This window comes from Neobacillus jeddahensis (genome assembly GCF_000612625.1).
GTDB classification, from domain to species: Bacteria; Bacillota; Bacilli; order Bacillales; family Cytobacillaceae; genus Neobacillus; species Neobacillus jeddahensis.
The window spans coordinates 1-21,211 of sequence record NZ_CCAS010000017.1; the positions used below are offsets into that span (position 1 = coordinate 1).

General features: G+C 41.4%; 20 protein-coding genes. 6 read left to right on the plus strand and 14 right to left on the minus strand.

Annotated features, from left to right (window positions below):
- Positions 1 to 172 precede the first annotated feature (172 nt).
- Entirely contained in the window at positions 173 to 403 is a 231-nt protein-coding gene (locus tag TY15_RS09890; RefSeq protein ID WP_040203317.1) for a hypothetical protein, read from the minus strand.
- A 137-nt stretch (positions 404 to 540) separates the two neighbouring features.
- Here TY15_RS09890 and pdaB point away from each other — a divergent pair, with 137 nt between their 5' ends.
- Positions 541 to 1,293 carry a polysaccharide deacetylase family sporulation protein PdaB gene (gene pdaB / locus TY15_RS09895; protein WP_040203315.1) on the plus strand — a complete coding sequence of 251 codons (753 nt, stop codon included), beginning with the start codon at positions 541 to 543 and terminating at the stop codon, positions 1,291 to 1,293.
- Positions 1,294 to 1,381: 88 nt separating this feature from the next.
- Here the strand turns inward: pdaB and TY15_RS09900 are convergent, their stop codons facing one another.
- Entirely contained in the window at positions 1,382 to 2,068 is a 687-nt protein-coding gene (locus TY15_RS09900) for a KinB-signaling pathway activation protein (RefSeq protein ID WP_040203314.1), read from the minus strand.
- Positions 2,069 to 2,217: 149 nt separating this feature from the next.
- On the opposite strand from TY15_RS09900, the gene gerD reads away from it, so the two are divergent.
- Positions 2,218 to 2,841 carry a spore germination lipoprotein GerD gene (gene gerD, locus TY15_RS09905; RefSeq protein ID WP_040203312.1) on the plus strand — a complete coding sequence of 208 codons (624 nt, stop codon included), beginning with the start codon at positions 2,218 to 2,220 and terminating at the stop codon, positions 2,839 to 2,841.
- 70 nt (positions 2,842 to 2,911) lie between these two features.
- Here the strand turns inward: gerD and TY15_RS09910 are convergent, their stop codons facing one another.
- The 8 genes from TY15_RS09910 to TY15_RS09945 form a co-directional block, all read right to left on the minus strand.
- Positions 2,912 to 3,964, minus strand: a complete 1,053-nt coding sequence (locus tag TY15_RS09910; protein WP_040203310.1) for an Mrp/NBP35 family ATP-binding protein — start codon at positions 3,962 to 3,964, stop codon at positions 2,912 to 2,914.
- Positions 3,965 to 4,113: 149 nt separating this feature from the next.
- Positions 4,114 to 4,836, minus strand: coding sequence for an N-acetylmuramoyl-L-alanine amidase CwlD (gene cwlD, locus TY15_RS09915; RefSeq protein WP_275452005.1), 723 nt, complete (start codon positions 4,834 to 4,836; stop codon positions 4,114 to 4,116).
- Positions 4,837 to 4,926: 90 nt separating this feature from the next.
- Complete coding sequence (locus TY15_RS09920; RefSeq protein ID WP_040203307.1) at positions 4,927 to 5,370, minus strand: YbaK family protein; 444 nt, start codon at positions 5,368 to 5,370, stop codon at positions 4,927 to 4,929.
- A 180-nt stretch (positions 5,371 to 5,550) separates the two neighbouring features.
- Positions 5,551 to 6,639, minus strand: a complete 1,089-nt coding sequence (locus tag TY15_RS09925) for a glycosyltransferase (RefSeq protein ID WP_040203305.1) — start codon at positions 6,637 to 6,639, stop codon at positions 5,551 to 5,553.
- 196 nt (positions 6,640 to 6,835) lie between these two features.
- Positions 6,836 to 8,740, minus strand: coding sequence for an NTTRR-F1 domain (locus TY15_RS25140; RefSeq protein WP_081799377.1), 1,905 nt, complete (start codon positions 8,738 to 8,740; stop codon positions 6,836 to 6,838).
- A 304-nt stretch (positions 8,741 to 9,044) separates the two neighbouring features.
- Entirely contained in the window at positions 9,045 to 10,274 is a 1,230-nt protein-coding gene (locus TY15_RS09935) for a glycosyltransferase family protein (protein WP_042374378.1), read from the minus strand.
- A 57-nt stretch (positions 10,275 to 10,331) separates the two neighbouring features.
- The gene (locus tag TY15_RS09940) at positions 10,332 to 11,024 is read right to left on the minus strand and encodes an N-acetyltransferase (RefSeq protein ID WP_040203303.1); all 693 of its coding nucleotides are present in this window, start codon (positions 11,022 to 11,024) and stop codon (positions 10,332 to 10,334) included.
- Between the two features lie 79 nt (positions 11,025 to 11,103).
- Positions 11,104 to 12,087, minus strand: coding sequence for a glycosyltransferase (locus TY15_RS09945; protein WP_040203300.1), 984 nt, complete (start codon positions 12,085 to 12,087; stop codon positions 11,104 to 11,106).
- A 142-nt stretch (positions 12,088 to 12,229) separates the two neighbouring features.
- On the opposite strand from TY15_RS09945, the gene TY15_RS09950 reads away from it, so the two are divergent.
- On the plus strand, positions 12,230 to 13,234 hold the full coding sequence (locus TY15_RS09950) for a DUF4855 domain-containing protein (protein WP_040203298.1): 1,005 nt from the start codon (positions 12,230 to 12,232) through the stop codon (positions 13,232 to 13,234).
- Positions 13,235 to 13,411: 177 nt separating this feature from the next.
- Here the strand turns inward: TY15_RS09950 and TY15_RS09955 are convergent, their stop codons facing one another.
- Genes TY15_RS09955 through TY15_RS09970 form a run of 4 tightly spaced genes read right to left on the minus strand, consistent with a single transcriptional unit; the run spans position 13,412 to position 17,530 of the window.
- Positions 13,412 to 14,401 carry a glycosyltransferase family 4 protein gene (locus TY15_RS09955; protein WP_040203295.1) on the minus strand — a complete coding sequence of 330 codons (990 nt, stop codon included), beginning with the start codon at positions 14,399 to 14,401 and terminating at the stop codon, positions 13,412 to 13,414.
- A complete protein-coding gene (locus tag TY15_RS09960) occupies positions 14,376 to 15,347 on the minus strand; it encodes an NAD-dependent epimerase/dehydratase family protein (protein WP_040203294.1) in 972 nt (323 codons plus the stop codon). The genes TY15_RS09955 and TY15_RS09960 overlap by 26 nt, the downstream gene beginning before the upstream one ends.
- Positions 15,348 to 15,349: 2 nt before the next feature.
- Positions 15,350 to 16,426: a Gfo/Idh/MocA family protein gene (locus TY15_RS09965; RefSeq protein ID WP_040203293.1), complete on the minus strand. Its 1,077-nt coding sequence runs from the start codon at positions 16,424 to 16,426 to the stop codon at positions 15,350 to 15,352.
- Positions 16,427 to 17,530 (minus strand): DegT/DnrJ/EryC1/StrS family aminotransferase, encoded by a 1,104-nt coding sequence (locus TY15_RS09970; protein WP_040203291.1) that lies wholly within the window; start codon positions 17,528 to 17,530, stop codon positions 16,427 to 16,429. It lies immediately after the preceding gene.
- A gap of 337 nt (positions 17,531 to 17,867) precedes the next feature.
- Here TY15_RS09970 and TY15_RS09975 point away from each other — a divergent pair, with 337 nt between their 5' ends.
- The 3 genes from TY15_RS09975 to TY15_RS09985 all read left to right on the plus strand — a co-directional run bounded on the left by TY15_RS09975 (position 17,868) and on the right by TY15_RS09985 (position 21,125).
- Positions 17,868 to 19,178: a nucleotide sugar dehydrogenase gene (locus TY15_RS09975; protein WP_040203289.1), complete on the plus strand. Its 1,311-nt coding sequence runs from the start codon at positions 17,868 to 17,870 to the stop codon at positions 19,176 to 19,178.
- A 202-nt stretch (positions 19,179 to 19,380) separates the two neighbouring features.
- On the plus strand, positions 19,381 to 20,097 hold the full coding sequence (locus TY15_RS09980) for an SDR family NAD(P)-dependent oxidoreductase (RefSeq protein ID WP_040203287.1): 717 nt from the start codon (positions 19,381 to 19,383) through the stop codon (positions 20,095 to 20,097).
- Positions 20,097 to 21,125, plus strand: a complete 1,029-nt coding sequence (locus TY15_RS09985) for an S-adenosylmethionine:tRNA ribosyltransferase-isomerase (protein WP_040203285.1) — start codon at positions 20,097 to 20,099, stop codon at positions 21,123 to 21,125. Before TY15_RS09980 ends, TY15_RS09985 begins: the two co-directional genes overlap by 1 nt.
- Positions 21,126 to 21,211 lie beyond the last annotated feature (86 nt).

The following is a 21,211-nucleotide window of genomic DNA, read 5'->3' on the forward strand; positions in this document are numbered from 1 at the left end:
AACAAATATCTCAATCGCTCAAAAGCGACTTTATTAATATATCATCCGCAATTTGTAATGTCAACAACTTTTTTTAATTTGTATTAATTACTGTCAGCAGCAACGTTTATTACTATAACAAGATAATAATTAGTTGTCAACGGAGTTTATTAAAAAAGTTAAAAATATTTCTTTATCCCTTTTTTCTATCCCTCTTACCTCTTCTCATATATTTAAAGCATTCCTGAGGAGACGCCACTCGCTTAAATAAAGCAAACAGAATTTTGTATCGCTCTTCCATTGCTCTTTTAACTATATGATCAATTCTCTCGTCCTTTAAATCAAATAATATTTCATCCATCTCTCTTTTAATAAGGTATTCCATTTCCTTTACCTCTTTATCATTAATGAGAAGCCCAAACATTGAATAACCTCCAGCGAATTTCTGTAGTTATAGTAGTCTTTTCCATTTATTGAAATTTTATAATGACTTTCTTAATCATATTTTGAAAAATTCAAGCATAGGTTGAGACAAGGATAGTATTGGACGAGGTGGGAATGATGAATTTCTTTTTTGTATTAAACGGGAAGGCTTTAAAGAATGTATCACTCATTTTGATTGCTGCTTTTTTCACAGCATGGTTTCTTTATATGGAAAACCTTGCACAGCTTCCGGTCTTTTCAGCAAAAGATGGATCGAATGCTATTTATCGAGGTGAAAAGGACCTCGCCCTTACGTTTAATATTGGGTGGGGGGATGAGAAGGCTGAACCTATTTTAGATATCCTAAAAAAGGAGAATGTAAAGTCTGCTACTTTCTTTTTAGCAGGAACGTGGGCAGAGCGACATCCTGACATTGTGAATCGTATTGCCAAAGAAGGATTTGAAATTGGAATCCTCGGATATGATTATGTGGATTACAAAGATCTAGAGGATGCAAAAATTGCAAAAGATATTTCCAAGGCTCAGGAAGTTTTTAAAAAGTTAAGTGTGAAAGACATCAAACTTCTACGTGCCCCGACAGGTCATTTTGATGAGCGTACGTTAAAAATTGCTAAGCGCTATGGGTATACGGTTGTCCATTGGAAAATTGATTCAAAGGATTGGCAAAATCCTGGGGTAGAAAAAATTGTCAACAATGTTAACAAGGCTGAAAAAGGCGATATCGTTCTTTTACATGCCTCTGATTCCGCCAAACAAACGGCTAAAGCCCTGCCGCTTATTTTGCAAGAAATTCGTCAAAAAGGCTTAAAGCTCGTATCCGTGTCTGAAATGATTGCGAACGGAGAAGTAAGTTCCAAAGAAATAAAATAGCCATTGCTCTTAAGAAAAGCGCTTGGAGCTGGAGCATTCTCGAAGTTGAATCATATAAATTCTTATCTGATATAGGAAAACCGCCCATTTACATGGACGGTTTTTTGCTCATTTTCTTTTTCTTACTATTGTTTGTAGTAGACTTTGGTTGAGCTGCGCGTTTTTGTCTTTCCTGCTCCGATTGCGTATTCAATCGATGAAGAATTAATAATTGATAGGCATTACAAGCCATTAAAGCAACCATCATTAAGTAAAGCCAGCTCTTTTCATTTTCACGCAAGACAGGCACCCACTCTACCAAGGTGACCACAATCATAAAGAATAAAGCAGGGATAAAAGCCCCACGATTAGTTTGTTTTACTTTATACCAGGCAACAATCAGTGCCACACCTAAAAGAAGGATGGCCAGTCCAAAATACGGGAGAAGCGAATCCCCTGGTTTGGCAAATTTCTCATATCTTAAGTAGATTAAATCAAATAACCCAAAGAGAATCAGTACGACTTGAACGGCATTCCAAAGCGAAGCTGATTTAAATATCCCTAATCCAAAACGGTGAATTGTTAAGTAGGAAAAAAAGCCCATTTGGCTGATGACACTAAACAAAAAGCCCATCACAATTAACCAAATTAAGGTTGATAAAATATCAATGATCTGAAATTCAGTAAAATACGGTTGAAACTCATTCCAACGAATAATAAAGCCCACAATAGCCGTGGTGACCCCGCCAACTAATAATGTGGTCATAAACAGTCTTACCCAATTACGGCTTGTCACACTCTAAACCCCCAACATCCAAAAGTACATTCCATTTTGATTGTACCAAGCTAATGGTGAAAAATCTATAATTTCATTTACCAGCGTATAATCTCCCTCTGTTTTCTTCATCCTAAAATTAAGCATTTTTATGTGAAAGGAGCTTGAAAATGAGAGGAAAAAGAACGTTGCTCCTCCTACCCATCATGTTGCTGCTAGCTAGTTGTTCTGCCAATGATTCAAGTGGCGAAGGACAAGTTGATTACGATCAGACGAAGAAAATGGTCGTTGATATTCTGAAAACAGATGATGGTAAGAAGGCAATCCAGGATGTCATGTCCGATGATAAAATGAAGGAAAAGCTTGTGATGGACCAAAAGGTCGTCTCTGAAACCATTCAGCAAACCTTAACGTCTGATAAGGCAACTGATTTCTGGAAAAAAACCTTTAGTGACGCAAAGTTTGCCCAAAGCGTAGCAAAAAACATGAAAACAGAAAATCAACAATTATTGAAGGATTTAATGAATGATCCTGAATATAGAGGAATGATGATTGAGGTTTTTAAAGAGCCTGAAATCCAAAAAGAATTAGCGGATGCCCTTAAAAGTAAAGAATACCGTGAACATTTGCAGAAGGTAATCACAGAGACCGTGGATAGTCCTCTTTTCAAAGCAAAGATTCAAGAATTGCTCTTAAAAGCGGCAGAGGAAACTAAAACGACTTCCAGCAAAGACGAGAGTGAAGATCAATCTAGTAACCAAGAAAATTCTGAAGGACAAGATAGCGGTGCCTAGCATGGCAATGAGCAGCATGCCCCGAAGTTGAAGAAGAAAGGCCTCTCCACATTAGGGAGAGGCCTTTGCTTTACTTTTTAAGCAAACTTGTTACTTTTTGGGCTATTTCTAGATAAATTTTTCCAATTTGGTGATCTTCCTGATAAACAGATGGAGCAAAGTCTTCATCGTTCCAATCAGGTTGATTAAGTGGCAGACGACCAAGCACCTCTGTATTCAATTCTTCAGCTAACTTATCTCCACCGCCGCGGCCGAATACGTATTCTTTTTCACCCGTAACCTTGCTTTCAAAATAAGCCATATTCTCAATGACTCCTAGCACCTCATGCTCCGTGCGTAATGCCATTGCTCCTGCACGGGCTGCAACAAAGGCTGCCGTTGGATGTGGCGTTGTCACGATAATTTCCTTACAAGCAGGAAGCATGGTATGAACATCTAGGGCCACATCGCCCGTTCCAGGTGGTAAGTCTAATAGTAAATAATCAATGTCTCCCCATTCCACTTCATTGAAGAAACTGTTTAACATTTTTCCAAGCATAGGGCCACGCCAGATGATCGGGGCATTGTCTTCTACAAAGAAGCCCATAGAGATGACCTGAACGCCAAAACGTTCAACAGGGATAATCTTTTCCCCACGAACAACCGGACGATTGGTGATCCCCATCATATCGGGTACACTAAAACCGTAAATATCGGCGTCAATAAGCCCCACCTTTTTCCCTAAACGGGCTAGGGCCACAGCTAAGTTGACAGAAACAGTGGATTTACCCACTCCACCTTTACCGCTGGCAATCGCTATGAAAGTTGTTTGCTTGGAATGAAGAAGATTTTTCTCCTCTTCTGGTTCAGCATGGCGATGTTGCGCTAGTACCTCTTCAGGCAACTCACTAAAGCGGATCCCAACCGTTGCAGCTCCCGCTTCTTTTAACAAATTAACAATTTGCGTTTGCAGCTGAAGTTGTTCACTTGTGCCTGTTTTAGCTATTTGCACCTTAACACTAACGTGTTGTTTTTCTTCTTTTATTTTTATTTCTTCAATCGCATCTAATTCAGCTAACGTTTTATGTAAAAATGGTTCTTTGATGCCCCCAAGAATCTCTTGGATTCTTTGTTCAGTTAACATAAAAAAACACCTCACCTAATGAATTCGTTTCCATCTCTCAGTATACCATAACTAGGCATGGAAACAGTTATCTTAATCACACTATACTACCTATAGAAATATCATTAATCTTCCTACACAAAAATAGAAGAAGGGCTTTGCACCCTTCTTTACTCTGTTTCTTTTAGTTCCTTTTCCTTAGTAAAGTAACGCAAAATGCCATTATGAATAGATGCTGCTACTTTTTCTTGGTAGGAGTCTTTTTTTAGCAAGGCCTTTTCTGTCGGATTCGAAAGGAAGCCAACCTCGACCAACACTCCCGGCTTTTTTGCATATTTTAAAATATATACTTGGTTAATGGGTTTTGCTTTACGGGTGGTATTCTCCAAGTTCTTGCGGAGTTCCTCTTGAATAAATTTGGCTGCTCTGGCATTTTCCTTGTGCTGGGGTGCATAGAAGGTTTGGGCCCCACTCCACTGTGAAGAAGGGATCGCATTTAAATGAATGCTGACAAAAAGGTCATTATCGGAGTTATTAATCATCTTTAATCGCTTTTTCAAATCCTCAACTTTTCTCCTGCTATAGCCCCTCGTATCAGGGTCCGCTAAATCTTTATCAGAATCTCTTGTCATAATCACAAGTGCTCCTTGCTCTTGAAGATAATCCCGGACTTTTCGGGTAATCTCTAAAGAAATATCTTTTTCAAGCGTTTTGCCTGTACCTGCTCCCCCATCAGGGCCGCCATGGCCAGCATCTAATAAAATAATTTTCCCTGACAATGGTAAATTCCAGGTTTTCCATGAGTTATTTTCGATAAAATCGTGCTGTAATATGAAAAATAACACAAGTAATCCCGCAATAAACCCAATTATTTTCACTCTGCGCTTTGACACCCAAATCATCCTTCCCGCTCGTCCATGTTCAATAAACTATATGGGACAAGAAGAAGATTTAGAACAGGAAGAATGGATGAGTTTGACTAGCTAGTGCAGACGTAGCTTATGACGCCTTTGTCCTTTATCAAAGCCCTCTTTGAACCATGCGTATATATATTGCTCACAAAGATAATACAACGACTCGCTCATCGCGCCTTCTTCTCCATTTCCCCAATAGAGCAAGAAATTATATAACGTATCTATTAGGTGTTTTTCTTCTTTAAAACAACGATGACGGACATCATCAAGTTTTTCTCCATAATAGCCAAATTTGCTAAACTTTGCCCCTAGAAGGAAGGCTTCAAGGGCCACATCGTAACAGGCCTCTTCTATACCGGTATTCATGACAAAACTCGATGCAAGGGGGGTGGAACCAAAATAATGTTTTACTCGTTCCTTTAGTGTATTAATGGATAGGTCCCGCAAGACGGAACGCTCATATTTGATTTGCTTTTCGCGTTTTTTTTCCTTAAAGGTTGTAATGACAGTCACTTAATTTTCACCTCTTAGAACTATTCTTCATCCCCAGTTCATAAGAAATGCAAAGAGATCGCTGTTTTCCTTTGCCAATTTTTCGCTTCGAAGAATGTTGGATATTACCGGGTTTTTTTCGATACATTATTAGTATTAAGCAGGAATATGTTTCTATGGCTCCGTTTTCTTTACAAGGGACTAAATTCCCTGTCCAATACCAAGCTTTCCTTCAAGCAGTTTCCGATTATGAAGGATTTTTAGATCCTCTGGCCGGTATTTGCCTGCCTCTTCATTATGATTATAGGCATTCGAAAAATCACCAAGATTGTAATAACAGACACACATTTGCAAATGTGGATACCATGTATAGTAGGCCGGATAGCTAAAGCTCCATCTATCCGATTCCGGCACTAATTGTGTAGCAAGATTATACCAGTAGATGGCCGCATTATATTCACGTTTCCGTTGATAATTATAGCCAATCCGGCTACATGTTTCCGCACGCGGGGTTTTGGAGAACTCAAACGATTGGAATAAGGAGCGTAGTTCATTTTCAAGGTCGCCCAGATGACGATAGCAATCCGCTTTGTTAATACAGGAATAAACCTTATCCTCTATCCACCCTTCTAGCAATGCAATATTATCATTGTAGGCCTCAATTGCTTTTTCATAATGACCATTCTCTCTTAGCTCATTTCCATAATAAAAATAATCCCTGGCTGAGAATTCATCGCCACGTTCGATTTTGCTTTGATAAATATTGAGATTTCTGCCAATAGAGTGTTTAATCTTTTTATGCGTAATCGAAATTTCGGAATTTATGATGTTTCCAAACACCTCTAAATACTGGTGGCAATCACCTTTCCAGACAAAATTCTTTGCTCTTTTTACAAGTCGGTTGCGGCGATATCGGAGGGTTACATTACCAAATTCATCTGTTCCAGCGTCATAATACATTGAGACCGAATCCACGGATGGATCTAAGGTCTCCTTCAATTCCTCAAGCTTCCTTTGGTCCGCTTCAAGTAAGACATCGTCAGCATCCAAATATAGAATATATTCCTTTGTAGCATACTTAAATGACTCATTTCTTGCAGCGGCAAAGTTGCCAATCCATTCAAAGAAAAAAACTCGGTCTGTATATTGCTTGGCTATTTCTACCGTACTGTCGGTGGATCCAGTATCGACAATATTGATTTCATCAACAATGTCTTTTATGGTCTCCAGACATCTCGCCAATACTGCTTCTTCATTTTTTACAATCATACATAAGCTTATTGATACCAAATCAATTTCTCCTTTCTACTACTAATAAATTTGCATGGTTATCTGGTTTTACACGTTTCTTTGTATCTTATTTAAACTGCTGCTTTCCCAATTGTGCTTGTACCTATTTTTCTTGAAAAAATGAACAACAGCTAGATTAAAAAAACTTCTCCATCAAGAAGGAGAAGTTGCATTATGAGCATTAATCTCTTGGCTCTTACCTCTGGTCAGAAATTGACGCATCACTATTATTTGTACTTAGCTCAGTTAAAGGATCGTATGGAGGCCCCGTCGGCGTTCCCACTAATAAAGCTATATCAACAGCATTTTCCGGAATTCCCCATGAATTCCCCGAAAAGACAAATATCGCACTATCCACAACAAATCCTCTCGTATTATAAACAACATTATTTACGATATGCCCGGTGGTGTTTGGATTTAAATAAGAAGGTTGGCGGAGAGAGTAAAAAATATTATCTTGGACCAATAAATTAGTCATATTTCCAGCCAATGTCACAAAGCCGCGATTCACTACCCAGCCTGTAGATGGTCCAGCTTGTGGTGGTCCAAAAATAACATTATCAATAATTTTATGATTTGTTCCTCCAATTCGGATAAACTCTACAGCATAAGGATTATTGCTGGTAATTGTCAATCCTTCAATTGTAACCCCATTTCCAAGGACTTGAAATGCAATGACGGCTGCTTGTAATTCAACGATGGTACCCGGATATCCTTTTAAAGTAACTCCTTCTTTATTAATGGTAATGGTTGAGGAAATGGGATATGTTCCCACCAACACATGAACAGTTCCTGTTGGTGAAACTGCCGTTACCCCTTGTTGAATTGTTCCAAACGGATTGGCCTGTGTCCCATCACCATCAACTGCCCCTGCTCGGACATATACCTCATATGGATTTGGTTCAATGGTACCTGTTGGACCAATTGGACCTGTTGGGCCTGTTACTCCTGTAGCCCCAGCTGGTCCAGCTGGTCCAGTTGGACCCTGCACCCCTGTCGGACCAATTGCTCCTGTCGCTCCACCTTGTGGTCCAGTTGGACCCTGTGCCCCTGTCGGACCTGTTGTCCCGGTGGCTCCGGTTACTCCGGTGGCTCCCGTTACTCCAGTTACCCCTGTTGCTCCCGTTGCCCCGGTGGCTCCGGTTACTCCGGTGGCTCCCGTTACTCCAGTTACCCCTGTTGCTCCCGTTGCCCCGGTGGCTCCTGTTGCTCCGGTTACTCCTGTCGCCCCGGTGGCTCCGGTCGCCCCGGTTACTCCTGTTGCTCCAGTTACTCCTGTTGCCCCGGTTGCTCCAGTTACTCCGGTGGCTCCCGTTGCTCCCGTTATTCCTGTCGCCCCGGTTACTCCTGTTGCTCCGGTGGCTCCCGTTATTCCTGTTGCCCCGGTTGCTCCAGTTGCTCCTGTTACCCCGGTTGCTCCGGTTACCCCGGTTGCTCCGGTGGCTCCCGTTACCCCGGTTGCTCCCGTTGCCCCGGTTGCTCCTGTTGCGCCTGTTGCCCCGGTTCCTCCTGTTGCGCTTGTTGCCCCGGTTCCTCCTGTTGCGCTTGTTGCCCCGGTTCCTCCTGTTGCGCCTGTTGCTCCTGTTGCCCCGGTTGCTCCTGTTGCCCCGGTTCCTCCTGTTGCTCCATTAACTTCAGCAGTTAATAAGGCTATATCATCAACCAATACGTCAGAACTTCCTGCCTCAGGCAAACTATTTATTAGCATAAATGCTTGTGTAGTACCCACTGGAGCAGGTGTGGTATTTCCATATACTTCAAGCCACACATCATTTTCTGCATTAAGGAGCCTGTCCACAGGAAGATTAGTAATCAATCCGTATCCAAGGAAATTAAATGCAGCATCATAATAAATAATTGAGATACTGATAGGTGGGCTAGGATCAGTCCCCACTTTCGCCAAAGAAGTAAGAAATTCAAATTGCTCACCAGCTTCGATAGCAACAAGTTGAAAAATAAAAGAATTAGAGTCACCGGTTAATCTTGCAGAAAAGTAACCCGAATGGGAAAATTCGCTTGTGACCTCAGCGTTAACTCCAATCCATGGAGTAAGATTTCCTGTTTCAAAGCCACCATTTGTAATCAGATCTTCAATTGACAAATTATTCACCTCCCTTTCGAATTTGCTACAACATTTTTACTATAAAAACTGCTGAGCAAACCACATTTTATGTACAAGCATCTTAGATGACAGGACACTTTCCTCTGGTAAAAGACACATTTTTGCAAAAAGGGCACAAGTCGTCTGGAACTGGACCATTCACAAAGTCAAATTTCGCCCATTTAATCAGCACCCAACAGACAGAAAAACATGAAATAGTCCACCTCCCCTTACCCCTACTGAAATCAGGTAATGAAAAAGTGAACTATATTTACATTTTCCTATGCACTTTTCAACCTAGTAACTAGGTCAGATAAAATACTCTATCTTTATTTTTTTCCAATAATCTTTGATAAACATCGATCAATCTCTTCTCCATAAGCTCCCAGCTAAAGTGTGTCTCCATTGCCCGACGAGCATTCGCACTCATCATCTTTAGCAGGTCACGGTGTTCATGTAAATAAATAAAGGCCTCGACATAATCTTCTACGGTGGGACTATGCTTATCGATCACTAATCCACAATGGTGGAACCGTATGAAATTTTCCATATCATTTCCTTTATTACAGACAACAGGGACACCATTGTTTAAGGCACTGAAAAATTTATTTGGCATCGCAAACAGTCTATTTAAAGAATTGCGAGTATCAAGGTCTATCCAGCTTACATCAACAGTTTTCATATACTGTGGGATGGAATGATAATCGACCCAATTATGAATAGGAATTCGGTCTTTTAGTGGCTCTGGAATGACAAGCTGAAATCCCCTTAACAGTCCACCAATAATACTAAAATTGAAATCAATTTTTTGATTGGTCAGTTCTGTAATACGAAGAATTTTATCTAACCCACCTCGTTGTGGATGGACAATCCCTTCATAGCAAGCCGTCAAACTACCTTCATTGAATTTCTTCGGTTCGATTATGTTTGCTAAAGGTGGTGAATTGTAGATTAACTCAATTGGAAGGTTCGGCTTTTGAATCAGATACCATGCTTTGATTGATTCTGAGACCGTGAGCAAATAATCGACTTCATCCAGCATGTGGAGCAATAAATCCATTAATTTCAGATTGTCAGGTTGTTTGTTATGTGGATCCGCGTTTAAGTCGCGGCAATCGTAAATCAATTTTATATCTTTTCCCGCTTCCTTCATCGCTCTTTTTATCCCAACTCCAGCGTAGAGGGAATAAAGAGAATGTGCATGATAGATTTCCGCATCCACTGTTAATCCAGCAGCCATTAACGGATCCCTAAAGCCGTAATGATGTTTACTTTTTATATTTAACAGCATCGTTTCGAGCGGTTCCTGACCATATTCATACGTCAGAATATGAATACCCTCATGAATAAAGGATTTGTCCAAAAACTGATCCCTAATTGTTGTAAAGTTTAACCTGCATATATAGCCATTGTACCGCGGTATAATCGATGTAACATCAAATCCGTTCTTTAAGAGACTTTTCGATTCATTTTCAAACATTCTTGAGTCAAAGAGTGTGTTAAACTTCGACAGCATACAAACTTTTACCGACATATCTACTCCTTATACCCTTATTTCGTTCTACCTCATTAACACCAAAGAGCCAAGATTCTATTTAATGATCCTCCCAGGATTACCGACCACTGTCTTATTTGCAGGAACGTCCTTTGTAATTACACTCCCCGCTCCTACAATAGCATTTTCACCAATGGTCACTGCCGGCAGGAGGGTTGCGTTGTTACCAATTTTGGCTCCTCTTTTTATCACTGGTCCCTGATGCTTGTAATTTCCCATTCCCATATATTTATCATTTGAGGATGAACAGCAAGGGCCGATAAAAACCTCATCCTCGATCACCATATCCGCTGTAATATAGCAGCCCGTTTGAATGGTCACACGCCTTCCAATAATCGTATTCGTTTCCACGATGGCATTCCGGCCGATAATGCTGTCTTCACCCACAGTTACCATTTCACGGATGCTTGATAAATCTCCGACAAAAACGCCTGACTCTAGCTTTACGTGGCGGTAAATGACACTATTACAGCCAATCGTGACATGATCTTCTATCAGTAAGGGATCAAGAATCTTCCCTGGCTTACGGGCCATTTTTTTATTAGAGGATGTCGGTTTGCCAAGAACCGTCAGTTCTCCGATTTGGACAAAATCCCCGATTTTTGTATCCTTTTTAATAATGACGTGGTGTCCGATGGTGACATTATTTCCAATGACGACATTTTCTTCGATAACGACGTTCTCACCAATCGTGACATTTACACCTAATTGTGCCGATGCATGGATCATGCACAAACCTCCCTTTCCTACTAAAAATAAGAAAATAACAGAACTTGCTGCCCTTAAGGAGACAGCTCCACTTATGCGATTATAGCTGCTGATAAATTTTTATTAACTCCCCCGCTACTCGTTCGGCCGAGTGATAGGTTTCTACATACCGTCTGCCAGCCATACCAATTTCATGGCGGCGCTGTGGGTTTTGAATTAACTCTAGCAGCACATCTGCGATCGTTTCTGGGGTTGCCTGTACAATTGGCAGGTCCGCTGGGAACTGACTGCGAACATCGTCTCGGATAAAGGCCACTACCGGCTTGCCCATGGCCATTGCCTCCACACTGAACATACCATATGTGCCACATAGTAGCTGATCAATAATGATATCTGCCTTCTGATACATCGCAAGTGCCTTCTCATGACTTATTTTTTCAAGCATCTGATACGTAAACGTCGCTTTCCCATATAATTGATTCACAGCTGCTTCTACATAATCAGATCCTTTAAAGGAACGATTTGTCGGGGCATGGATGATCACCGGATTCGTATTAGTGACAGATGGATACGAAACAGGGAAGGCCTCAAAATTACATGCGAGTGGTAGGACATAGACATTTTTGTAATAATCTTTTACATAAGGATATGCCTCATAATCTTGAACGATAGCTGTATCAATATACTGTGATAGCGTGGTAAGCTGCTTGTTTATTTCTTCATCCGTATAATAAGTCGGCGGAAGTGGATATGGATTCAACCTGCTGACCATCTCAGCCTTACGGACATCACTTCCCCAATGATGCATCACCATCTTCTTCCCCTTTTCCTTTAAAAACGGGAGGTCATTGAAATCCTGCATAAACGTGTTGGCATTATGAAAATGAAAAATATCAGTATTTTTCACCAGAAATTCTAGTTCCTTCATCACCTCAAATGCATCCGTATTGATAATGTCACCTTTATAATTCAAATAGGTGTGAAAACAGTTAAATCCGGCAGCATGGTGCCCTTGCTTCCTTAGTTCTTTACAGATAATCCCCATCTGTCCAGCAATTTCAGTTGGGGTATGCACAATTTTCATATACATCTCTCCTTCCGAATATAGTATATTCACGTTGGATAAGTTGGCTATTTGCAAAGCAATAAATGGGGACATGCGGACTCACCTTTTATTCCTGGAACTCATACGCTGTAATAGGACAAAAAGGAAAGGTGGGAATCGTTTGTCAACTAATGAATTTATGTCAGCGGAAAAGCTCGGTGTACAAAATCATCTTTGCCTGCTTCCCTATGGAGAGGACACTGATAATGGAATTACCAACTGGACTGCTGAGGATTTAATACCCTATCAATCTTATCTAGTGAATGGAGCCCCGATTGATTCAATGTTTGGAGGTTTGATCTTCAATCCAATCAGTGGAAGAAAAAATCATTTTATTTACCCGATGTATACTGATTTTGGTACATTATCAGAAAAGGATGATTGGAAACTAGCTTTAAAAAGGCTTTTTATGGACAAAGTCAATCTAGAGGCTGCTGCTAGTAACACAGCCGATGGAAAAAAAACGGATATTTGGGTGGCCATCCCCTATCCCATTCTTACGCAAACAAACTTTGGGAAAGTAGAAGGAGAAAAGATTAATTTTAAAAGAGAAGAACACAGAATCTTAGCGATGACGTGGTGGATGGACAAGTTTTTAAGTAAATGGAAAAAATCGAAGCGTCTCGACGAAAAATTAACGTTCCGAGGGTTTGTCTGGCCGCGGGCCTCGATTGACAGTCGCGATGAAAGTCTTGTTCAAAAGGTGACAGCCTTTATTCGCCAAAAAGGGTATCTATCATTGTGGTTACAGCAGTATGGTTCCACTGGATGTGTGGAATGGAAGGAGTTTGGATTTGACGCGGCCTGTACCCATCCAAACTTTTACGGAAAAACAGGACCAGACTATACCTGGATTCCCAACTCGACCGTATACGCTAAATATTTTCAGACAGGCATGCAAATTTCCTTTGGAAAAGGTCTGCTCTTTAAGGAAAATCATTTGCTAGATTATTTAAATTATGGTGTATTCAACGACTACATGAATAACAGTCTTCTCGTTTTTGATTTCCCTAATCAAACAATGCGTGATATTTATCAAAATCACCCTAACGAATATGTTTACCTCTATTCCTTCATCAAAAAAGCGTATACTCCTATTTATCCAACAGCAGCATTCCCGTCATAAAAACATGACTAACTGGTTTCAAAAGGTCGGACCTTTGAACCAGTTTTTTTCTGTCCAAAGGTGTATGCCCACTAGAATCACGATCTTGTGACAAAAGGAAAAAAGAAGCTGGGGGAAATGGAGGTAGATCTTCTTCCATTTGAACCAGCCTCACTTACATACTACTTGTTTTGCCACTTACCCTTTTAAATCTGCATAAATGGCGAGTAATTGATCGGCGATGATGTCATGTGAATGATACTTTTCTGCATACGCACGACCCTTTATGCCAAGTTCACGACGCAGCTCCGGATGGTCAAGGAGCCTTTTGGCCTGCTCATATAAATTATCTGGATTGGTATTCACAATCGCTAATTCAGCAGGAAAAGAGGCAATAAGATCAGAGCGAATATACGTTAACACAGGCTTGCCTAGTGCCATTGACTCTACACTTAGTAATCCATAGGAGCCACATAAGACCTGGTCAATGATTATATCTGCATGCTTGTATAACTTAATAACCTCCTCATGATTCATTTTCTCGATGCGGCGGTAGTCAAAATCGTACTCCGCTTTCAGTCTTTCTATCGTTGCTTCGATATAGAAGGTACCCTTAAAATCTGGATTGGTAGGAGCATGCAGGATCAGTGGCCGCTCTTTCTTAACAGATGGATAATGGGGCTGGAAATGGCTAAGATCAATCGCAATTGGAACGACGTGCACCTTCTCATAGTAGTCCTTAACATAGTCATACACTTCATAGTCTTGAACAATCGCTTCTTTAATATAGGCCGTGAGCTTCATCAATTTTGCATGTATTTCTTCATTAGGCGGTGAATCACCGGTATAGACATATGGATTGCGAATTCGTGCCTGTTCATGGAACCTTACATCGTTCCCCCAATGATGCATAATCATTTTCTTGTGTCTACTTTTGATTTCAGGCAAGTCAGCAAAGCCTGGGGATAGCGTTGTACCATAATGGAAATGAAACAGATCATAATAATCGAGTATGTGTGGGATACTTTCCTCCAGTCCTTTCCCATCGGTGTTGACAAGATAGTCTTTATAACCGAGATAGGAATGGAACGTATTATAGCCAACAGAGCAATGCCCCTTTTTTGTCAGGGCACTGCTCAATATTCCCATTTGGCCAGCAATCTCAGTTGTTCCGTGGAAAATTCTCATTTTCCTCCTCCCTTTTAAGCCATATATACGTTTTAGCAATCCCCTCTACAATGGAATGTGGCTTTTTCCAATGCAATTCAGCGTGAATTTTGTCAGCTAGAATACTCCTTCGCTGCACGACATCTACTTTCCGTTTAGGGGCAAACGTTAGTGGTAGATTTGTTTGTCCACTCGCCTTCTGAACCTCTTTAGCCAGATCGAGGACGCTTGTTTCTATCCCTGTTCCGACATTATAAACTCTTCCTATCGCGTTCTCGTCCACCGCTGCCAGTAACACGGCATCCATGGCATCTTCCACATACGTAAAATCGCGTGTCTGACTGCCATCACCAAAGATGATCAGAGGCTGTTGAGTAAGCACCGCTTCAAAAAACTTCGCCACCACTCCACAATAAGGATTTGTGGCAAGCTGGCCAGGACCATATACATTTGAAAATCGCAAAATGCTAACAGGCATTTGGTACATTTGATGATAGACATGGCAATAATGCTCCATTGAAAATTTACTCGCTGCATATGGGAGCTTGATATTATAGTACGATTCCGGGGTAGGAAGGATGTCAGCATGGCTGTAAATGGAAGTAGTCGAGGCATAGATAAACCGCTTTAAGCCCGGACAGCATTCCTGAGCCTTTTGCAGCAATAAAAAGCCGCCGTATAGGTTTGTTTCGAAATCGTCATTAATATTTTCAACTGATAAGACGAGATTTTTACAGGCAAAATGGAAGATATAGTCCACGTTTGGTAAAACCTCTTCCAACACTTTTTCATTCGTAATACTTTCTTGATAAAATGTGATCCGCTCTGATTGTGGAACGGCCGCCCTGTTGCCAGTTGATAGATCATCAATGATATAAATATGGTCACACAGGGGCATAAGCCTGCTCACAAGCTGTGATCCTAAAAATCCCGCACCGCCTGTTACGGCTACTTTTCCGAGATTCATGATTAAGTTCCTTCCCTTCTACACATATCGGTGGTGGAGAACGATGATAAAGGAAAGGATACAGCCTGCTTCGTTAATTCTGATTGGTACATCGCAAAAATAATTTCGAGAGCCTTCTTCCCTTCCGTTCCATCAATCTGCACATGCTTATCCGGTCTAGCTACCGCTTCAATAAAGTCTTCATACATATAGAGCTGTTCATTTCCATCACTTAGAAGCAGATCAAGCTCTTCATTATTGATTGGTTCTCCATCAATGTACCAGCGGGAAATTTGATTGAGTGATGGACCTTCGATGGAAATCGTCCCTTTTTCTCCAAATATCGCTAAAGAATAGCCTAAATTATTTGGCTTAGTCACTATATTAGCCTCAACAATCCCTTTTGCTTGATTTTTAAACTGAATAATACCAACGGCTACATCCTCTGTTTCCTTTAGATATGATGATTGAGCGATTTCACCGTACACGGTCTTCACATCACCGAGAAACCATTGAAGCAAATCGACAAAGTGAATGCCTTGATTGATCAGCATCCCCCCATCACTAGCCCATTTTCCCCGCCAAGCCGCAGCTGAATAATAGTCTGGGGACCGGTTAATTCGAATCGAAGAAACCCCTAGATACGGTTTTCCGATTCTTCCTTCGTCAATCAGCTGTTTAATTTTTTGCATCAACGGGCGAAACCGAAGTTGATGGCAAACCATCAGCTCCTTCCGCTGTTCTTGTGCTAGTGCAATTAATTTATCGGAATCTTCAATCGACAGTGCCATCGGCTTTTCAAGAACCACGTGCTTATGTGAGTGGAGAGCGTCCTTGGCCATCCTGGCGTGAAGTCCTGAGAAGGAGGCAATAATGACCGCATCCATTTGCGCATTTGTGAGCATTTCTTTATAATCCTGAAAGCATTCGACGGAATCGCTATGACCTGACAGGGTTTGGTAAAATTGCTTGGTTTCAGTCATTCTCGCCTCATGGAGATCACTGACCGCTACTAGCTGTGCATCCTTACAGCTAGCCAGTGCCTGAAGATGTTTTCTCGAGATAAAACCACAACCGATCAAGCCAAATCGAACTGCCATTTAGTTCCCATCCTTTTGTCGTAAAATGGCAATAATCTGATCCTGTTCCTTTTCTGTTAAAAATGGATGCATCGGAACAGCAAACAGTTTTTCTGATAACGATTCAGCAATTGGGAAATCTCCCTGCTGGTAACCTAATCCCGCATACACTTCCTGTAAGTGTAGACAGTGGGGATAATAAACACCTGTTTGAATTTGTGCGTTTATTAGTGCTTTCATGAGCTCATCTCGTCGGTCTGATTCCATGCAAAACAAGTGATAAATATGAGCACCATTTTCTGATTCCACTGGCATGGATAAATACTCCACATCTCCTAGGTGCTGACGATAGCGGTCAGCGAGCTCTCTTCTTTTTTGATTCCACTCATCTATTTTGGCAAGATTGACGAGTAAAATAGCTGCGTGTAATTCATCAAGGCGGCTGTTATAGCCGATTCGGTCATGATAATATTTTTTCGTTGTGCCATGTGTGCGGAGTTTTCTAATTTTTCCAGCCAGATCTGGATCTGACGTTGTAATGATCCCCCCGTCCCCCATCGTACCGAGATTCTTCGTTGGGAAAAACGAGAAACAAGCAGCATCGCCTAGACTGCCGACAGGACGATCCATATAAGAAGACCCGAATGCTTGGCAGGCATCTTCAATCACAAGAAGATTGTTCTTTTTCGCAAGCTTGCTTATCTTATCCATAGCAGCAGGCTGCCCAAAAAGATGAACGGGAATAATCGCCTTCGTCGCCGCAGATATTTTTCTCTCAATATCTGCAGGATCAATATTGTAGGAGACAGGATCGACATCAGCAAATACCGGAGTAGCTCCTACCCGTGAGATGGCCTCCGCACTGGCAAAGAAGGTAAATGGGGTCGTAATGACTTCATCTCCGAGCCCAATTCCATATGCCTCTAGAGTTAGAACAAGCGCATCTGTCCCATTTGCAACGGCAATCGCCTCTGCCACCCCCAGTCGTTTCGCTATTTTCCCCTCAAGCTCCTTGACCTTTGGACCTAGAACGTATTGACCGCTGTCTATCACCTCCTCCATTCCTTGGAGAATTTCATTTTTAACACTTTGAAACTGACGCTTTAAATCTACTAGGTTAATCATCTTCTTCTCCTTATCTCTATCTCAGCTATGCCCTTTCGCTTGGTTCTGTACATCTTGTCCCTTTCACGAATAGGCAAACATTTGAGCTAGTATTAAGTTGATTTCACCCTAATCTATGACTCACGAGTACAAGGTGAAACGGCTGTTAACCATTCATCTGTCATTTTCTATCTAAAATATCGAATCACTTCTTCGGTAACTAAAAATAACACTCCTATAATGGTGCGGAAATTCATCTAAATTTCACCGTTTGGTTGTTTGTCCATTACCATCCCCTCCACTGCACATATTTTAATATGTATTATATTTTTTATGGACGAGGAGAGTAGATGAATGAATGGACAGCCATGATTCACAGAGGAAAAAGGACAAAATTGCTGTTATCGGATTAGGGTATGTAGGCCTTCCCTTGTCTGTCATGCTGGCGGAAAAGGGGTTTCAGGTAAAAGGGATCGATTTAGATCACAACAAGGTCTCAATGCTGAGAATGGCTAAAAGCTATATTGGGGACGTAACTGATCTTTCGCTAAAGACGGTAATCGATAGTGGCCATTTCGCCGCAACTACTAATTTTGATGAAATAAAAGAGGTAGACTCGGTTATTATTTGTGTACCAACCCCGCTTACTAAACATAAAACACCGGATGTAAGCTTTATCATCAGTGCAGGAAAAGAAATTCAATCACGACTACAAAAAGGACAACTGGTTATTTTAGAAAGCTCCACATTTCCTGGAACAACAAAGGAAGTATTATTGCCAATTCTTGAACAAAGTGGGTTACGTGCAGGCAGCGATTTCTACCTGGCTAATTCACCGGAACGCATTGATCCCGGTAATGAAAAATTCCGAGTCGAAGACATTCCAAAGGTGATTGGGGGCGTAACTGAGAAGTGTAAGGAGGAGGCATTGTCTCTTTATAAGCAGATTTACCGCGAAGTGGTTCCTGTCTCTTCAACAGAGACTGCTGAGTTAACCAAGTTGCTTGAAAATACCTTCCGCTTTGTCAATATTTCATTTATTAACGAGATGGCCATTCTTTGCGATCAGTTACAGGTTGATATTTGGGAAGTGGTCGGAGCAGCCGCGACTAAGCCATATGGTTTCACCCCATTTTATCCCGGTCCTGGCATTGGAGGACATTGTATTCCCGTCGATCCTCTCTATCTCCAATGGAAGCTGCAGCAATTTGAGACAAGCAGTCAGTTTATCACCATTTCAGCGCAAACGAACCATAACATGATTGACTATATCGTTTCTCGCACAGAGGAGTTATTGGGGGATAAAAAGAATCTGTCTGCTGCAAAGATTTTACTTTACGGGGTTACCTATAAAAAAGATGTTGCCGATACGCGCGACTCGCCGACATTAGAAATTCTCGAGCAGTTCATCGAAAAAGGAGCCAAGGTCAGCTACCATGATCCCTATATTCCTTCATTAAAGATTGATGGGCAGGTATTGATGAGTACTAATTTAACGGATAATCTGTTAAGCGAAATGGATTGTGTGATTATTTTAACAGACCATTCGATTATTCCGCTCGATAAAATCTTAAACCATGCAGCCCTTGTCTTTGATACACGGAATGTGACAAAAGGACATACGGGTACTTCCCAAGTCGTTCGCCTTGGAGAAGGAGCTAGTTTATAATTTCTCACAAAATAAAAAAGACTGAGCAGGAGATTCCAAAACCTCTTGCTTGGTTTTTTCTTTATGTGCCAAGCTAGTAAAAATAAGAGCTCCCTTTCCCCCTCATCCAAAAGTTGTAGAAAAAGTTCATGCTTTTCTCTGAGGGAGGATTTTCCAAAAATTAATATACTTAAAACATCAAGAATAAAGGGGAGAACATAAGATGAATAAAAAAGTTGTCATGATTACCGGGGCGTCCAAAGGGTTAGGTAGAGCATTGACGTTGGCTTTTGCAAAGGAAGGAGCAAGGCTTGCAATTTGCTCAAGATCAGAAGAAGGTCTGATAAAGGTGAAGGAAGAAGCTGTAAGATTGGGTGCTGAGGTACTTGCGGTTACCGCTGATATTTCCAAGTCACGTGATGTGGAACGATTCATTGCGACAGCAGAAGAAGCATATGGTCACATTGATGTCCTGATTAACAATGCCTCAATTTTGGGTCCTAGTCCAATGCCATTGCTGCTTGATTATCCTGAAGACGCCTTCTCCGCAGTGCTTCATATTAATGCTGTATCGTCATTTCTTGTAACCAGAAGAGTGATTCCAGGGATGTTAGAGCGAAATGACGGGTCAATTATCAATGTGACATCTGAGGTAGGACACACAGGTTTTGCGGGATGGGGCGCCTATGGTATATCAAAATTTGCTGTTGAAGGCCTCACCGAAACGTGGGCCGATGAATTAAGCGAGACAAACGTACGGGTAAATATGGTCGATCCGGGCGAAATGGAAACAGAAATGCATCAAATGGCTGTACCTGATTGCGATTACCCATTAGCAAAGCCCGAGGACGTTGTTGGCATATTTTTATATCTTGCATCAAGTAAATCAGCAGGCATAAATGGCCAGCGGTTTGAGGCCCAACTAGAGGAGGAATTATAATGGAGACGAAACCGCTGAATTTTTATCTACCTGACGAACTGAATGCTTCCCACCCCCCTGAAAAACGCGGCTTACGAAGAGATCATGTTCGGATGATGGTACTGGACCGGGCTACAGGGGAAATTAGGCATGATCAATTCTTTTACCTAGCAGATTACCTCCAACCTGGAGATTTGCTCATAGCAAATAATAGTCGCACCATCCCAGCCGTTTTATATGCTAAATGGTCAAGAAACAATGAACCAATGGCATCTAAAGTGGAAGTTAGGTTAGCAAGGCGCCAACATGAAGATATTTGGGACGCACTAGTTGTAGCCAACCCTATTAACGAGGGTGATCAACTAGAATTTTCTCCTGATTTGTTTGCAACGGTGATCAGCGAGAAAAGGAATTCTCCACTTAAAAGGATCCAATTTACAAAAAAAGGCACGGAGTTATTTAATAGTATCTATGATCTCGGTGAACCGATCCGATATGAATACATTGAACAGCCATGGGGGTTGGATTACTATCAAACGGTTTTTGCCAGCCATCCAGGGTCCGTTGAAATGCCCTCGGCCGGTAGAGCCTTTAGCTGGGAGTTGATATTTAAATTGAAGCGTAAAAATATTCAGCTCGATTTTATCCAATTGCATACAGGCCTAAGCTATATGCTTGATGATCAATGGCACCAAACTCCTGATGAGAATGAGGAGGAATATCAAATCTCCGAACAGATAATGGAAAGGATTTTCCAGACCAAAGCAGCAGGCAAAAGAGTCGTTGCGATTGGTACCACTGTGGTTCGTGCGCTTGAGACGGCTGCCAGAAACGGTGCCCTTTCAGGAGTAACATCGCTCTATATCGATTCACACTATCCTTTAAAAATCGTAGACGGAATCATTACTGGACTCCATGAACCGCAGGCAAGCCACCTCGCCATGCTGTCTGCCTTTATAGCTGAGCAGCATTTACTTCAGGCCTATGATCAGGCCATCAAAGCCGGCTATTTATGGCATGAATTTGGGGATATGAATCTGATCTTATAAAATGAAGGATGGTCTGGGTACGATTTCATCTTGATGGTCTTGAAGTAAACAAATTGGAGAAGTCCCTTGCTTAACCTAAAAAGCTG

Bases quoted from the DNA above. Each gene is read 5' to 3' on its own strand.
- TY15_RS09890 (WP_040203317.1), bottom strand. From the start codon at position 403: ATGTTTGGGCTTCTCATTAATGATAAAGAGGTAAAGGAAATGGAATAC.
- pdaB (WP_040203315.1), top strand. From the start codon at position 541: ATGAATTTCTTTTTTGTATTAAACGGGAAGGCTTTAAAGAATGTATCA.
- gerD (WP_040203312.1), top strand. From the start codon at position 2,218: ATGAGAGGAAAAAGAACGTTGCTCCTCCTACCCATCATGTTGCTGCTA.
- TY15_RS09910 (WP_040203310.1), bottom strand. From the start codon at position 3,964: ATGTTAACTGAACAAAGAATCCAAGAGATTCTTGGGGGCATCAAAGAA.
- TY15_RS09935 (WP_042374378.1), bottom strand. From the start codon at position 10,274: ATGTCGGTAAAAGTTTGTATGCTGTCGAAGTTTAACACACTCTTTGAC.
- TY15_RS09940 (WP_040203303.1), bottom strand. From the start codon at position 11,024: ATGATCCATGCATCGGCACAATTAGGTGTAAATGTCACGATTGGTGAG.
- TY15_RS09945 (WP_040203300.1), bottom strand. From the start codon at position 12,087: ATGAAAATTGTGCATACCCCAACTGAAATTGCTGGACAGATGGGGATT.
- TY15_RS09955 (WP_040203295.1), bottom strand. From the start codon at position 14,401: ATGAGAATTTTCCACGGAACAACTGAGATTGCTGGCCAAATGGGAATA.
- TY15_RS09960 (WP_040203294.1), bottom strand. From the start codon at position 15,347: ATGAATCTCGGAAAAGTAGCCGTAACAGGCGGTGCGGGATTTTTAGGA.
- TY15_RS09965 (WP_040203293.1), bottom strand. From the start codon at position 16,426: ATGGCAGTTCGATTTGGCTTGATCGGTTGTGGTTTTATCTCGAGAAAA.
- TY15_RS09970 (WP_040203291.1), bottom strand. From the start codon at position 17,530: ATGATTAACCTAGTAGATTTAAAGCGTCAGTTTCAAAGTGTTAAAAAT.
- TY15_RS09975 (WP_040203289.1), top strand. From the start codon at position 17,868: ATGGACAGCCATGATTCACAGAGGAAAAAGGACAAAATTGCTGTTATC.
- TY15_RS09980 (WP_040203287.1), top strand. From the start codon at position 19,381: ATGAATAAAAAAGTTGTCATGATTACCGGGGCGTCCAAAGGGTTAGGT.
- TY15_RS09985 (WP_040203285.1), top strand. From the start codon at position 20,097: ATGGAGACGAAACCGCTGAATTTTTATCTACCTGACGAACTGAATGCT.